The sequence below is a fragment of the Pantoea sp. X-Soil-MYKO-1289 genome (assembly GCF_059730625.1).
The window spans coordinates 1900005-1914573 of record NZ_AP036004.1; the positions used below are offsets into that span (position 1 = coordinate 1900005).

11 protein-coding genes are annotated in these 14569 nt (G+C 61.9%); 6 read left to right on the forward strand and 5 right to left on the reverse strand.

Features of this window, described 5'->3' with window-relative positions; genetic code table 11:
- Window positions 1–4: 4 nt before the first annotated feature.
- Window positions 5–1690, reverse strand: a complete 1686-nt coding sequence (locus AC6I7Z_RS09125) for a ribulokinase (protein WP_497813943.1) — start codon at window positions 1688–1690, stop codon at window positions 5–7.
- 367 nt (window positions 1691–2057) lie between these two features.
- Between AC6I7Z_RS09125 and AC6I7Z_RS09130 the strand changes: the two genes are divergently transcribed.
- The 5 genes from AC6I7Z_RS09130 (at window position 2058) to AC6I7Z_RS09150 (ending at window position 7723) form a co-directional block, all read left to right on the forward strand.
- Entirely contained in the window at window positions 2058–3041 is a 984-nt protein-coding gene (locus tag AC6I7Z_RS09130) for an arabinose ABC transporter substrate-binding protein (protein ID WP_497813944.1), read from the forward strand.
- A gap of 61 nt (window positions 3042–3102) precedes the next feature.
- Window positions 3103–4623 carry an L-arabinose ABC transporter ATP-binding protein AraG gene (gene araG / locus AC6I7Z_RS09135; RefSeq protein WP_497813945.1) on the forward strand — a complete coding sequence of 507 codons (1521 nt, stop codon included), beginning with the start codon at window positions 3103–3105 and terminating at the stop codon, window positions 4621–4623.
- A gap of 14 nt (window positions 4624–4637) precedes the next feature.
- Complete coding sequence (gene araH / locus AC6I7Z_RS09140) at window positions 4638–5624, forward strand: L-arabinose ABC transporter permease AraH (protein ID WP_497813946.1); 987 nt, start codon at window positions 4638–4640, stop codon at window positions 5622–5624.
- Window positions 5625–5686: 62 nt separating this feature from the next.
- Window positions 5687–6604 carry an arabinose operon transcriptional regulator AraC gene (gene araC, locus AC6I7Z_RS09145; RefSeq protein ID WP_497813947.1) on the forward strand — a complete coding sequence of 306 codons (918 nt, stop codon included), beginning with the start codon at window positions 5687–5689 and terminating at the stop codon, window positions 6602–6604.
- A gap of 78 nt (window positions 6605–6682) precedes the next feature.
- Window positions 6683–7723 (forward strand): oxidoreductase, encoded by a 1041-nt coding sequence (locus AC6I7Z_RS09150; protein ID WP_497813948.1) that lies wholly within the window; start codon window positions 6683–6685, stop codon window positions 7721–7723.
- 61 nt (window positions 7724–7784) lie between these two features.
- Here AC6I7Z_RS09150 and add read toward each other — a convergent pair whose 3' ends face one another.
- From add to malX, 3 genes are all read right to left on the reverse strand, one after another.
- Window positions 7785–8783, reverse strand: a complete 999-nt coding sequence (add, locus tag AC6I7Z_RS09155; protein WP_497813949.1) for an adenosine deaminase — start codon at window positions 8781–8783, stop codon at window positions 7785–7787.
- Between the two features lie 134 nt (window positions 8784–8917).
- A complete protein-coding gene (locus AC6I7Z_RS09160; RefSeq protein WP_497813950.1) occupies window positions 8918–10102 on the reverse strand; it encodes a MalY/PatB family protein in 1185 nt (394 codons plus the stop codon).
- 5 nt (window positions 10103–10107) lie between these two features.
- Window positions 10108–11691, reverse strand: coding sequence for a maltose/glucose-specific PTS transporter subunit IIBC (malX, locus tag AC6I7Z_RS09165; RefSeq protein WP_497813951.1), 1584 nt, complete (start codon window positions 11689–11691; stop codon window positions 10108–10110).
- Window positions 11692–11872: 181 nt separating this feature from the next.
- Here malX and malI point away from each other — a divergent pair, with 181 nt between their 5' ends.
- Window positions 11873–12904, forward strand: coding sequence for a Mal regulon transcriptional regulator MalI (gene malI / locus AC6I7Z_RS09170; RefSeq protein ID WP_497813952.1), 1032 nt, complete (start codon window positions 11873–11875; stop codon window positions 12902–12904).
- Window positions 12905–12947: 43 nt separating this feature from the next.
- On the opposite strand, the gene AC6I7Z_RS09175 is transcribed toward malI, so the two are convergent.
- Entirely contained in the window at window positions 12948–14447 is a 1500-nt protein-coding gene (locus AC6I7Z_RS09175) for a YdgA family protein (protein WP_497813953.1), read from the reverse strand.
- Window positions 14448–14569 lie beyond the last annotated feature (122 nt).

Here is a 14569-nt window from a genome sequence, read left to right on the forward strand (position 1 = left end):
CTCCTTAATTAGCGTTGGCGGGGCGCGACGCATACTGCGGCTCAGCCGCCGCGCACCAGAGTTGATAACGTTCGTAAAGCTGCTGATAGCGCGCGACTCGGGCGGCGTCGGGCTGTAGCGTGACGGCAATCGGGCTGGCCATCGCTTTCTGCGCCTCGGGCACCGAGGCGTAAACGCCCGCGGCGACGGCGGCGAAGATCGCCGCGCCCAGCGCACAGCACTCGTCGGAGGCGACGATATCCAGCGGACGGTTCATCACGTCGCAGCACGCCTGCATGATGGCGGGCGATTTGCGCGCGATGCCGCCCAGCGTCAGGATGTTCTCGACCGGGATCTGCTGCTGTTCGAAGCACTCCATAATGGCGCGCGCGCCGAAGGCGGTGGCGGCGATCAGGCCGCCGAACAGCGCGGGCGCGTCAGTGCCGAGATTCAGATCGGTGATAACCCCTTTCAGGCGCTGGTTGGCGTTGGGGGTGCGGCGACCGTTGAACCAGTCGAGCACCACCGGCAGATGATCCAGCTGCGGATCGGCAGCCCAGGCTTCGGTCAGCTGGCGGATCAGGTTGCGCTGCAGCTCAGCCAGCTGCGGCTGAAGTTCAGGATGCTGCGCCGCCGCCTGCTGCAGCGGCCAGCCGAGCAGGCGGCTGAACCAGGCGTAAATATCGCCGAACGCCGACTGGCCCGCTTCGCAGCCGATGGCGCCCGGCATGACGCTGCCGTCGACCTGGCCGCAGATGCCTTTAATGGCGCGGTCGCCCACCTGTTCTGCATCGGCGATCAGGATGTCGCAGGTAGAGGTGCCGATCACTTTCACCAGCGTATAAGGCTGCGCGCCTGCGCCGACGGCGCCCATATGGCAGTCGAACGCGCCGCCGGCGATGGTGACGCTCTGCTTCAGGCCGAGCCGCTGCGCCCAGTCGGCGCTCAGCGTGCCAACCGGAATATCGGCGGTCCAGGTGTCATGGAACAGCGGCGAGTCGAGCTGCTGGGTCAGCAGCGGGTCGAGCGCGTTAAGAAAGTCGGGGTCGGGCAGTCCCTGCCAGTCGGGATGCCACAGCGCCTTATGCCCGGCGGCGCAGCGGCTGCGGCGCAGGCTGGCTGGAGCGGTGGTGCCGCTCAGCAGCGCCGGCACCCAGTCGCACAGCTCCACCCAGGACACGGCGGCGTCGCGCACCGCGGCGTCGGCGCGCGAGACGTGCAGAATTTTCGCCCAGAACCACTCCGACGAGTAGATGCCGCCAATATAGCGGCTGTAGTCGGTAAAGCGTCCGCTGCGGCAGAGCTGGTTAATCGCTTCCGCCTCTTCAATCGCCGTGTGATCTTTCCACAGCACGAACATGGCGTTGGGGTTGTCGGCGAAGTCGGGACGCAGCGCCAGCACGTTGCCGTCGCGGTCGACAGGGGCGGGCGTCGAACCGGTGGTATCGACGCCGATTCCCGTGACGCTGTCACGTTGTTCCGGCGTCAGCGCGTCAAGCACGCCCAGCAGCGCCTTTTCCATCGCCTCAATATAGTCCAGCGGATGGTGGCGGAAGCGGTTGGTATGGGGATCGCTGTACAGTCCCTGCTGCCAGCGCGAGTAGTTCACGACGGCGGTTTTCAGCTCGCTGCCGCTGTCGCAGTCTACCGCCAGCGCACGCACCGAATCACTGCCAAAGTCGAGGCCCAGAGTGATGGCTCCAGCACGCATCGGAAATCTCCTGTTATGAATAATCGTCTCTTATCCTGTGGCGGCGGCACAGGAAACGTTATTCCGCGATCGCTGAGAATATGCACTTTTCTGTCATGGGCAGCGATTTTGTGATCGCCGACAAAAGTTGCCGGTCGGTTAAAATTGCTGAATATATGGAACATTTTGTCGTGATTTCAGGGTGTGATACCGCTCTACATTTTTCCTCGCCTTTCCCGCTACAACTAGCCCAGCGTTTGCACAGGCTTTACTCATTCGCACGTCTAACGCGCTGATTTTCATCTGTACCCAAAAAAGAAAATTGACTGGTAGCGTTTACACCGATTCGTTAACAGCAGGGAAAAACACCCTGGCTCCGGAGAGCATCATGCATAAATTCACTAAAGCGTTCGCGGCCATCGGCCTGGCAGCGGTTATGTCACATTCCGCTATCGCCGAAACCATGAAGCTGGGTTTTCTCGTTAAGCAGCCTGAAGAACCCTGGTTCCAGACCGAATGGAAATTCGCGGACAAGGCCGGCAAGGATTTAGGCTTTGAAGTGATCAAAATCGCCATTCCCGACGGCGAGAAGACCCTTAACGCCATCGACAGCCTGGCCGCCAGCGGCGCGAAGGGCTTTGTCATCTGTACGCCCGATCCCAAACTCGGCTCCGCTATCGTCGCCAAGGCGCGCGGCTACGATCTGAAGGTGATCGCCGTCGACGACCAGTTCGTCAACGCCAAAGGCAAGCCGATGGAGAGCGTGCCGCTGGTGATGATGGCCGCCACCAAAATCGGCGAGCGTCAGGGGCAGGAACTCTATAAAGAGATGCAGAAGCGCGGCTGGAACGCCAAAGAGACCGGCGTGATGGCGATTACCGCCAACGAGCTTGATACCGCGCGCCGCCGCACCGGCGGATCGATGGATGCGCTGAAAGCGGCCGGTTTCCCGGCGGCGCAGATCTATCAGGTGCCCACCAAATCCAACGATATCCCTGGCGCCTTTGACGCCGGCAACTCGCTGCTGGTGCAGCATCCGGAAGTGAAACACTGGCTGATCGTCGGCATGAACGACAACACCGTGCTGGGCGGCGTGCGCGCCACCGAAGGCCAGGGCTTTAAGGCGGCGGACGTGATCGGCATCGGCATCAACGGCGTCGACGCCATCAGCGAACTGTCGAAAGACAAAGCGACCGGCTTCTACGGCTCGCTGCTGCCCAGCCCGGACGTGCACGGCTACAAGAGCAGCCAGATGCTCTATGAGTGGGTGAGCAAAGGGGCTGAACCGCCGAAATTCACCGAAGTCACCGACGTGGTGCTGATTACCCGCGACAACTTCAAAACCGAACTGGCGAAGAAAGGGTTGATGTAAACCCGCGTACCGTGCCGCCGCCCGCGCGGCGGCACCTTTACGGTAAACCAGAGGAGTTACCATGAATAGCGAGCCAACCTTTCTGTCGTTTCATGGCATCAGCAAGACGTTTCCCGGCGTTAAGGCGCTGCAGGATATCTCGTTCGACTGTCGCGGCGGCGAAGTGCACGCCCTGATGGGCGAGAACGGCGCGGGCAAATCGACGCTGCTGAAAATTCTCAGCGGCAGCTATCAGCCCAGCGGCGGCCAAATCCGCATTAAAGGGGAGCCGGTCACTTTTCAGCATACCAGCGAGGCGCTGGATGCCGGCGTCGCCATTATCTACCAGGAGCTGCATCTGGTGCCGGAGATGAGCGTGGCGGAGAACATCTACCTCGGTCAGATCCCGCACAAGCGCGGCCTGGTGAACCGCAAGCTGCTGCGCTACGAAGCGGGTTTGCAGCTAAAAAACCTCGGCATGGATATCGATCCTGATATGCCGCTGAAATATCTTTCGCTTGGCCAGTGGCAGATGGTGGAGATCGCCAAAGCGCTGGCGCGCAACGCGCGCATTATCGCCTTTGACGAGCCGACCAGCTCGCTGTCGGCGCGCGAAATCGAGAATCTGTTCCGCGTGATCCGCCAGCTGCGCGCGGAAGGGCGCGTGGTGCTCTACGTCTCGCACCGCATGGAGGAGATCTTCGCCCTCAGCGACGCCATTACCGTATTTAAAGATGGCCGCTACGTGCGCACCTTTACCGATATGGCCAACACCCATCACGACGATCTGGTGCAGGCGATGGTGGGACGCAATCTTGGCGATATTTATGGCTATACGCCGCGTCCGCACGGGCCGGTGCGCCTGGTGCTGGAGAAGGTCGAGGCGAAGGGCGTGCGCGAGCCCATCTCGCTTGAGGTACGCGCCGGTGAAATCGTCGGCCTGTTCGGGCTGGTGGGCGCCGGACGCAGCGAGCTGATGAAAGGCATCTTCGGCGCGACCCGGCTGCGCGGCGGCCGCATTCTGCTGGACGGCGAGGTGCTGAAGCTGCGCGAGCCGATCGACGCCATCCGCGCCGGCGTGATGCTCTGCCCGGAAGACCGTAAAGCCGAAGGGATCATCCCGGTGCACTCGGTGCGCGACAACATCAATATCAGCGCGCGACGTCACAACCTGACCGCCGGCTGCCTGATCCAAAATCAGTGGGAGACCCGCAACGCCGACAGCCATATTCGCTCGCTCAATATCAAAACGCCGCACGCCGGGCAGCTGATCATGAATCTCTCCGGCGGCAACCAGCAGAAGGCGATTCTCGGCCGCTGGCTGTCGGAAGAGATGAAGGTGATCCTGCTGGACGAGCCGACGCGCGGCATCGACGTCGGCGCTAAGCATGAAATCTATAACCTGATCTATCAGCTGGCGAGCAAAGGCATCGCGGTGCTGTTCGCCTCCAGCGATCTGCCGGAAGTGATGGGCCTGGCCGACCGCATCCTGGTGATGCGCGAAGGCGCCATCGCCGGCGAACTGCTGCATGACGCCGCCACGGAGCAGCAGACGCTGAGCCTGGCGATGCCTAAAACCACCCAAGCGGCCGCTGTGGCCTGACAGAGGAAAATATTATGTCTTCATCCACAACTTCAGGTACGCCGCCGGTGCAGCAGCGCAGCGGCATGCGCTTCGGGCGTATCTGGGATAACTTCGGCATGCTGGTGGTGTTCGCGCTGCTGTTTGTCGCCTGCGCCCTGTTTGTGCCTAATTTCGGCTCCTTTATCAATATGAAAGGGCTGGGCCTGGCGATGTCGATGTCGGGCATGGTGGCGTGCGGCATGCTGTTCTGCCTCGCCTCTGGCGATTTCGATCTCTCGGTCGCCTCGGTGATCGCCTGCGCGGGCGTGGTCGCCGCGGTGGTGATCAACATGACCGAAAGCCTGTGGATCGGCGTCTTCGCCGGCCTGCTGATCGGCGTCGCCACCGGCTTCGTCAACGGCTTCGTGATTGCGCGTCTCAAAATCAACGCCCTGATCACCACGCTGGCGACCATGCAGATCGTGCGCGGCCTGGCCTATATCTTCTCCGACGGCAAAGCGGTCGGCATCGAAGATGAGCGCTTCTTTACCCTCGGCTTCGCCAACTGGCTCGGCGTGCCCGCGCCGATCTGGCTTACCATCGCCACCATGCTGATTTTCGGCTTCCTGCTCAACAAAACTACCTTTGGCCGCAACACCCTGGCGATCGGCGGCAACGAAGAGGCGGCGCGGCTGGCGGGCGTGCCGGTGGTGCGCACCCGCATCATCATCTTTATTCTCTCCGGGCTGGTGTCGGCGGCGGCGGGCATTATTCTCGCCTCGCGCATGACCAGCGGCCAGCCGATGACCTCGCTGGGCTATGAGCTGGTGGTGATCTCCGCCTGCGTGCTGGGCGGCGTCTCGCTGAAGGGCGGCATCGGCAAAATCTCCTATGTGGTGGCGGGGGTGCTGATCCTCGGCACCGTTGAAAATGCGATGAATTTACTCAATATCTCGCCATTCTCACAGTACGTGGTGCGTGGTCTGATACTGTTAGCGGCGGTGATTTTCGACCGCTATAAACAAAAGCATAAAGCCTGACGGCAAAAAGGGGCGGCGCTCAGGCGCCGCGCTCTGTTTAACCCTGACTGAGTGAGGACGTTATGTACCACCGTGAATCCACAGCGGCGCAGCAAAATCCTCTGTTGCCCGGTTATCCCTTCAACGCCTGGCTGGTCGCCGGGCTGACGCCGATTACGGCCGACGGTCCGCTCGATTTTTTTATTGACCGTCCGCACGGCATGAAAGGCTTCATTCTCAACCTCACCATTAAAGGCAAGGGCCGGGTGTTCGACGGCGAAAACGGCTTTGACTGCCTGCCGGGCGATATGCTGCTGTTTCAGCCGAAAACGCCGCACTACTACGGGCGCGCCTCAGACAGTCCGGAGTGGCATCACCGCTGGGTCTACTTCCGTCCGCGCGCCTACTGGAACGACTGGCTGCAGTGGCAGGACGCGCGCGAAGGCGTCGGGCGGCTGCATCTCAACGAGACGCTGCGCGCCGAGTTCGACCGCCTGTTCGCCAGCATCGAGCAAACCCATAATTCCGGCCGCCGCTTCGCCGAAGAGCTGGCGATGAACCTGCTGGAGCGCCTGCTGCTGCGTGCGGTAGAGGAAGATCCGCGCAGCCATCAGCAGGTGCGCGACCCGCGCATCATCGAGGCCTGCCAGTACGTCACCAACCATCTGGCCAGCGAAGTGAAGATCGAAGAGGTGGCTCGCCACGTCTGCCTGTCGCCGTCGCGCCTGGCGCACCTGTTCCGCGAACAGATGGGCGTCAATTTGCTGCGCTGGCGCGAAGACCAGCGCGTGATCCGCGCCAAGCTGCTGCTGCAAACCACGCAGGAGCCGATCGCCAGCGTCGGGCGCGAAGTAGGCTATGACGACCAGCTCTACTTTTCACGCGTGTTCCGCAAACGGGTCGGCGTCAGCCCCAGCGATTTTCGCCGTCGCAATCAGGATGCGCAGGATACCTTGTTCGCGGAAACGCCCTGGCCGATGGCGCAGAGTGCTATCTCCTGATTTTTCGGGGGATTCCTGCTTGTTCTAACCGACGCTATGGTCTTAAATCAGTCGGGTATGCGAATAAGAGGAGTGATAATGAGCGACAAACTTCGTGTTGGACTGATAGGGTACGGCTTCGCGAGCAAGACGTTTCACGCGCCGCTGATTGCGGGCACGCCGGACGTCGAGCTGGCCGCCATCTCCAGTAGCGACGAAGGGAAAGTGCACGCTGACTGGCCGCAGGTGAAAGTGGTGGCCGATCCTCAGGCGCTGTTAGAGGACCCGTCGCTGCAGCTGATCGTGATCCCGACGCCCAACGATACCCACTTTCCGCTGGCCAAAGCTGCGCTGAACGCCGGCAAGCATGTGGTGGTGGATAAACCCTTTACCGTGACGTTGTCACAGGCGCGCGAGCTGGACGCGCTGGCGAAGGCTAAAGGCCTGCTGCTTTCCGTCTTCCACAACCGCCGCTGGGACAGCGATTTTCTGACCCTGAAACAGCTGCTGAAAGAGGGCACGCTGGGCGAAGCGCGCTATTTTGAATCGCATTTCGATCGCTTCCGCCCCGAAGTGCGTCAGCGCTGGCGCGAGATGAAAGGCGCCGGCAGCGGCATCTGGTACGATCTGGGGCCGCATCTGCTCGATCAGGCGCTGCAGCTGTTCGGCGCGCCGGTCGCCATCAACGTCGATATGGCGGAGATGCGTCCTGGCGCGCAGACCACCGACTACTTCCACGCCACGCTGACCTATCCGCAGCGTCGCGTGGTGCTGCACGCCAGCATGCTGGTGGCGGCCGAGTCGCCGCGTTATGTGCTGCACGGCACGCGCGGCAGCTACGTGAAATATGGTCTGGACCCGCAGGAAGACCGGCTTAAGTCGGGCGATTTCCCGCCGGCCGAGGACTGGGGCTACGATATGCGCGACGGCGTGCTGACGCTGGCCGACGGCGAAGGCGTCAAGGAAGAGACGCTGATGACGCAGCCGGGCAACTATCCCGCCTATTATGCGGCGGTGCGCGACGCGATCAGCGGGCGCGGCAATAACCCGGTGACGGCGGAAGAGGCGATCCAGGTGATGGAGCTGATCGAGCTGGGCCTGCAGTCGGCGGAGAAGCGCCAGACGCTCTCGCTGAAGTGACACACAAAAGGCCAGAGCGATGCTGGCCCTGAGATAGTGAGGCCGCCTTTGCGGCCTTTTTTTACGCCTGCACTTTATTGCGGATAGCGGTTTTCTCGGCGTCGCTCAGGAAGGCGATGGTCAAACCGTTCTCCTGCGCCTGGCGGATCTGCGCGGCGCTCAGCCCGGCGGCGGGCGCGGCGTGCTGATACTCGTGCGCCAGCTCAATCCCCTGAACCGCCGGATCGTCGGTGTTGATGGTCGCCAGGATGCCGTGCTCCAGGAACTGTTTCAGCGGATGGTGCGCCAGCGAGGAGACGGTGCTGGTCTGAATATTGGAGGTGAGGCAGGACTCGATGCCGATGCGGTGCTCGGCGAGAAAATCCATCAGCGCGCGGTCTTCAATCGCCTTCACGCCGTGGCCGATACGCTCGGCGCCCAGCTCGCGGATCGCCTGCCAGATGCTCTCCGGGCCGGCCGCTTCGCCCGCATGCACCGTGACGCGGAAACCGGCGTCGCGCGCCTGAGTAAAGTGGCTCAGGAACTCGCTGCCGGGAAAGCCCAGCTCGTCGCCCGCCAGATCGACGGCGGTGATATGATCTCGGTGCGCCAGCAAGCCTTCCAGCTCGCGCAGGCAGGCTTCGTCGCCGAAGGTGCGGCTCATAATGCCGATCAGGCGCACGTCGACGTTATATTTCTGGCAGCCCGCTTTAATTCCGTCAATAACCGCTTCCACCACGCCCGCCACCGGCAGGTTATGGTTCATCGCCATATAGCCCGGCGAGAAGCGCAGCTCGGCGTAGTGGATGCCGGCGCGCGCCGCATCTTCCACATTTTCCAGCGCGATGCGGCGGCAGGCGTCGAGATCGCCCAGCACCTTAACGCCCCAGTCGAGCTTATTCAGGAAGCTCACCAGATCGGGCTGGTTTTCCACGACCTGAACGTGAGGACGCAGCGCTTCCAGCGTAGTGGCGGGCAGGGCGAGGTTAAACTGGCGGCCTAAATCCAGAATGGTTTGCGCGCGGATGTTGCCGTCAAGATGGCGATGGATATCGGTAACGGGAAGGCTGGAATCGAACATGCTGCACTCTCTGACAGGAATAAAAGTGCAGACCATTATAGAAACAACGTGCGCAACATAGCGAGTCCTTTGCGCAACCCGCGCCGCAACTGCTGGGATAGTAAGCGAAAGGGCGGCTGTTCAGCCGCCCGCTGTCAGACTCCGAGCGCGTGCAGCGCCGCAATCAGGCGGCCCACGCCATCCTCCAGCTTGCTGCGCGGACAGCCGACGTTAAGACGCAGAAAGCCCCGGCTGGCGTCGCCGTAGGTCGAGCCGGGCATTATCGCCACCTTCTGCCGCTGGATAAGCTGCTGCTGTAGCGCCGCCTCGTCGACGCCGAGCGGGTTGAGATCGATCCACGCCAGATAGGTCGCCTGCGGCGGCTGCCAGCCAAGCTGCGGAAAGGCGCCGTTGAGCCGCTGCGCCAGCCACTGCATATTCGCCCGCAGATAGTCGCGCAGCGCGTCAAGCCAGGCCGCGCCGTGGCGATAGGCGGCGATGTGCGCCGCGACGGCGAGAACCGCAGGGGAAGAGAGGCCGTCCGCCGCTTTCATCTGGTGCAGCAACGCCTGGCGATCGGCAGGGTCGGGAATGACTCCCCATGCGCCGGTCAGCGCCGGCACGTTAAAGCTCTTTGATGCCGAGGAGAACAGCGCCCAGTCGCTGCGCGCCACTTCGCTCCAGGGCAAATGCACAACATCAGCCATAACCATATCCATATGGATTTCATCGCTGATTACGCGTACCTGATAACGCTCGCACAGCGCCGCCATCTGCGTCAGCTCGTCGCGCGTCCAGACCTTGCCGGTAGGGTTGTGCGGGCTGCAGAGCAGCATTACTTTGCAGCGCGGCCGGGCGAGCTGCTGCTCCAGCGCCTGCATATCGCAGCGCCAGCCGCAGACGTCGCGCTGCAGCGGCTGCGTCAGAATCTGGCGTTGACTGGCAGTCAACAAGGCGTAAAAGGCGTCATAGGCGGGGGTATGGATCAGCACTTCGTCGCCTGGCGCGGTCCAGCGGCGCACCATCTGCGCCACCATATAGATCACCGACGGCCCGTAGACCAGCGTGCTCTCATCGAGCGCTGTGTTAAATCGCGTCTGCATCCAGTGGCCGATCGCCGAGAGAAAGTCGCTATGCTGCCAGCGGCTATAGCCGAACACGCCGTGGTCGAGCCGCTGCTGCAGCGCCGCGCGAATAGCGGGCGCGACGGCGAAATCCATATCCGAAATGGTGAACGGCAGCAGATCCGGCGCGCCGAAGCGATCGGCGACAAAATCCCACTGCGTGCAGTAGCTGCCGCGCCGGTCGATAAGCTGGTCAAAATTAAAATCTTGCGTCATATGCGTTACACCGTCACATTCATCAGCGACGCCAGCTCGTCTTTAACGGACTGCACCTGAGGACCGATCACCACCTGCAGCGTAACCGGGCTCAGATGCACAACGCCAATGGCGCCGTTGGCCTTGAGCGCGGCGTCATCCACCTTGCTCATATCGACGATGCGCAGGCGCAGGCGGGTCAGGCAGTTATCCAGCGAACTGATATTTTCCACGCCGCCCAGCGCCTCGAGGATGGCGGGCGCGTTATAGCCCGATTTGCCTGCGCCGGCGCGGCTCACCTGCCGCTCGACGCCGCTCTCTTTTTCGCGCCCTGGCGTGGCGATATTGAAGCGAATGATGGCGAAGCGGAATAGCGCATAGTAGCCCGCGAACCACAGCGCGGCGGCGACCGGCACCCAGTACCACTTAGTGGCGAGGCCGTGCAAAATGCCGAACACCACAAAATCGATGATATTGCCGTCGGTATTGCCGATGGTGACGCCGAGCACCGCCATCAGCGTAAAGCCGAGTCCGGTGAGCAGCGCGTGCAGCAGATAGAGCGCCGGCGCGACGAACAGAAACAGGAACTCGATCGGCTCGGTGGTGCCGCCGACCACGCAGGCCACGACGCCGGAAATCAGCAGGCCTTTAATCTTGTGGCGATTCTCCGGCCTGGCGCAGTGGTAGATGGCGAGCGCCGCGCCCGGCAAGCCGCCGAGAAAGGCGGGCATTTTCCCCTGCGAGAGAAAGCGGGTGGCGCTTTCTGAAAAGCCTTGCACTTCCGGGCAGGCGAGCTGCGCCTGGAAAATGGTCAGCGCGCCGCTGACGCTTTTGCCGCACACCTCCATGGTGCCGCCCGCGTCGGTAAAGCGAATAATCGCCACCAGAATATGCTGCAATCCAAACGGCAGCAGCAGGCGTTCGCCGGTGCCGAACAGCATCGGGCCAAAGTCGCCCGCGCCGTTAATCATCCAGCCGAGACCGGCGATGCCGCGCGCGAGGAAAGGCCAGATCAGCGGCACCGCCAGGCCGAGCAGGCCGGTAACCAGCAGGGTAATAATGGGAACAAAACGCGTGCCGCCGAAAAAGGCCAGCGCGTCCGGCAGCCGGATGGTGTGGAAGCGCTCATGCAGCCAGAACACCACCACGCCGACAATCACCGCGCCAAGAATACCGGTGTCGATCGCCTGGATGCCCAGCACCGACTGCACGTTGTTGGCCTTCAGCAGTGCGGCGTCGCTGGTGGGCAAAATGCCTTTCATCGTGAGCCAGAAGTTGGTGCTGAGGTTCATCACCGTATAGCCGACAAACCCGGCGAAGGCGGCGACGCCTTTATTCTCGCGCGCCATGCCGAGCGGGATGGCAATGGCGAACATCACCGGCAAAAAGCGGAAGGCGAAGGCGCCGGTGGCCGCCATCCAGACAAACAGATGCTGCAGCAGCGGCTGGTCGAGCAGCGGGATTAGCGTCAGCACGTCGCGGCTGCTGAGCGAGCTGCCGATGCCGAGCATAATGCCGCAAAACGACAGCAGGGCGACGGGCAGCATAAAGGTCTTGCCCAGACTCTGAAAAAACTCCCAGAGCGACAGGCGCGGAAGTGGAGCGGACATATTTTCTCCTGGAAAGAAAGTAACAGCAGATCGAGGTGAAAAGATGATAAAACGTTTTACCATCGTGTTTTGAGCGGCCTGTCACACTGTTCGCTGGTGCTGAAAGGTTAAGTTTATTCGGCGGGTTTAACGTTTTACCTATATGATACCGGCATACAGGAGCTTTCCGCAGGCGTGCAACATGTCGCAGCAAAAAATCACCATCAACGACGTCGCCGAGGCGGCTGGCGTCTCCGTCACCACCGTTTCGCTGGTGCTTTCCGGCAAAGGCCGCATCTCGCCCGCCACGGCGGCGCGGGTCAATGAGGCGATCGAGCAGTCGGGTTATGTGCGTAACCGCACGGCGGCGGCGCTGCGCGGCGGCGCCAGCGGCGTAATCGGCCTGATCGTCAGGGATTTGAGCCAGCGCTTTTATGCTGAGATGACGGCCGGACTCAGCGAGGCGCTGGAGGCGCAGGACAAGATGCTGGTGCTGACCCAGAGCGGCGCGCAGGGTCAGCATCTGGCGCGCTGCTTCGAGTCGCTGGTGGCGCAGGGCGTCGACGGCGTGGTACTGGGCGGCGATGCGGGCAACGGCGCGGCGCTGGCGACGCGCGCCGCCGAGCTTGGCCTGCCGCTGATCTGCGCCTCGCGCGCCAGCTATCTGGAGGGGACGGACAGCCTGCGGCCCGACAACGCGCTGGGCGCGCGCATGGCGACGGAATATCTCATCCGTCAGGGACACCAGCATATTGCCTGGCTGGGCGGCAGCGGCGCGTCGCTGACGCGTGCCGAGCGCATCGGCGGCTACTGCGCCACGCTGCTGCAGTACGGCCTGCCTTTTAAGCCGGAGTGGATTATCGAGTGCGAAGAGAGTCAGAAAGCGGCGGCCGAGGCGACCACGCAGCTGCTGCAGCGCCATCCGCGGCTGACCGCCATTATCGCCGCCAACGCCGCCACCGCGCTGGGCGGCTACTTTGCGCTGCTGCGCAGCGGGCGCTCGCTGGGTCAGGGCGCGGTTGACAGCTATTACGCGCAGCAGATGGCGCTGGTGGGTTTCAGCGACGAGCCTCAGGCGAACCTGAGCGATCCGCCGCTCACCTTTATCTGCAGCCCGGCGCGGGAGATGGGCCGCGCCGCGGCGGCGCGCATCCTGCTGCGGCTTAGCGCGCCGGAGACCGCCAGCCAGCACATGATTTTGACGCCGAGCCTTATCGGCGGCGACAGGAAATAAAAAAGCGACCCAGAGGTCGCTTTTGCCTTTTTACCGCTTACGCTTACTGCGGCATGCCTTCGCTGGTGGGCAGGCCGAGCATATAGCGCGACATAAACTGCTCCAGCGTCATGGTGTCGCCGTTCATGTTCACCTGGCCGCCGTTGTACTGCAGGCTGGTGACGATATTGTTATCCTGCTGCTGGGTCAGACGGAACATCTGTCCCATCGCCGCCAGACCTTTCACCTGCTGATCCGCCAGCTTCTGCGCGTCGTCGCCGGTATAACCTTCGGCCAGGCCGACGTTGCGCATTACTTCGGTCGCCATCGGCATATTGATCACCAGTTTGGCCGATAAGCTCTTCAGCACGCGATCCACCATGCCGGAGAGATTTTGCGGCTGTCCGGTAACGGTGGCGGGATCGTTGAAGTTAGCGGTGAGGTTAAAGGTGCTTTCGCCTTTCTCGTTTTTCCAGCTCAGCGGCGCGATGCTGACCATCGGCGCGCCTTTCAGCAGCGTCGGCAGGTTATTCATCAGAATGGTGTTGACGCCGGCCTGATAGCGAATCGGATCGTTGGCGAGGCCCGGCTGATTCAGCAGGTCCTGCATCTGCGCGTGGTAGTTATCGGAGAAGGCTTTCACCGCCTGGGCGTCGAACTGCGCCAGCTTCATGCTCAGCTTCGCTTCGCCGAAATCGTTATTCTGCAGGTGCACGTTATCGACGCGATAGTCGATATTGCCGCTGATTTTGCCCGCTTTGTTATCAAACGATGAGGTGCCGTTGAGCTTTTGCAGCGTCAGCGCATCCTTGCCGTTAACGCTGGCGTTAAATTTCTCCAGCTCGACTTTCTGATCGCCGATGCGCACGCCTTCCGGCGTCAGGTGTGTATTGCCGCTCACCTTCACGCCGTTAGCGGTAAACAGCACCGGCATGCCCATTTCATTTTTGCTGGTGATGGCGATGCTGTCGATATCGCTGTCTACTGAGACCTTATCGCCTTTGCTGTCCGCGCTGACGTTAAGCGTGCCGCCGTTGGTCGCGACGCGCTGGCCGGTCTGCGCATTCTGATAATTAACCGGCAAAAAGTGCAGGGCGGTATCGGTGGCGCCGCTATAGCCGATGCGGGTATCCGCATTCGCCGGCGATTTATTGTCGGTCAGGGCGAACAGGTTTTTCAGCGCATCGGTATTTTCCAGCTCGGTGTGCACCGACGCCATGCTTGGGATCAGCGTAAAGCGACGCAGCTGGGCGAACGGGAAGGGGCCGTGATCGATGGTTTCGTTAAAAACGATGCTCTGGCCGGGCTTCAGGAACGCGTTATCTTCTGTCTGCGAGTTGGCCTGCAGCACCAGCTTCGCCTTGCTGCTGAAGACGCCGCGCTGGTAATCCTGATAGCTGAGCTTGAGGCGGCTGTTGGGCGCCAGGGCGTTGAGCTGGGTATTGGCGTTCTGCACCAGTTCATCCATATGGCTTTCCAGCTGCTTACCGGTAAACCATGCCGCGCCGGTCCAGATTACGCCCAGGGCGATAATCACACCTACGGCAACGTTGGTCTTTTTCATTGCTGAGTCGTCCTTATCCTTGTGTCCGCTTACGCCGCTGTCCGACGTCCGGCGAGGGAAAAAAAACGCCCGCAGGCGTTTTTCGCTAATAGGTTGAAATAATAGCAGTTAGGGCCAGTTCC